General features: G+C 41.1%; 1 pseudogene. It reads right to left on the bottom strand.

What is annotated here, in order from left to right:
• Window positions 1-740, bottom strand: a pseudogene (locus tag HMPREF2794_RS02265) (hypothetical protein); the annotation flags it as partial.

Below are 740 nucleotides of genomic sequence, written 5' to 3'. Positions count from 1 at the left end.
CCCATTGCCCGCCAATATTACTATCTTCTTCATAAGTAGGTGTTTCGATGCATACTTGTACTTTTTCCCATGTTCCCACCTTGCGACATTCAGAACCGAAGCTGAGACCGTATTCTGGATCTTGATAGGTAAATCCATTACATTCATTATGTTCCATATAGACCGATTCAGTGTGGCATACTGGTTTTAATACCATACCACGTGTATCTATGGTATCCTGCATTCTTGAACCTTCTTCTGTCCCCTGGCTGATTGTAGCTACAATCTTTCCATCTTCGTATTGCCAGCCGTTGACCAAACTACCTTCCGGTTCATAGAAGTAAACACTACCGCTAAGGTCAGGAGCTCGGTACAAGTAACTATTATCTTCAAAGTGTTTAGCTTTCATAAGATAGTCATAAGTGCCTACGATGTGCATCACAAAATTGATTATTTCTCCTGATTCCAAATTCTTGATGATCACCATTCGGGAGATGTTGCGTATCTTTCCCCTTTCTGTTTCCTTATATTTTTCCATGGTTTCACTATCCATCAAGACTGCGCCTCCTCTTGTCAATAGAGGGACTTCCACTACCTCAAACTTTCCTTTTCGATTCTCGTAGCCTTTCTTCCAATGCAACTTAGTCATTAATTCGAAATGGGTAACAACAGAGCGGGTAGTAACTACAGGTGTCTGATGAGCTTCGTACCAACTCCGTGCTACATCTATACTCAGCTCACGGTTTTTACCTTTAATAATT

Source organism: Bacteroides sp. HMSC067B03 (assembly GCF_001811315.1).
Lineage (GTDB): Bacteria > Bacteroidota > Bacteroidia > Bacteroidales > Bacteroidaceae > Bacteroides > Bacteroides faecis.
Note: the sequence above shows the minus strand (reverse complement) of the source record. Positions and strands in the feature narration are given on the sequence as shown.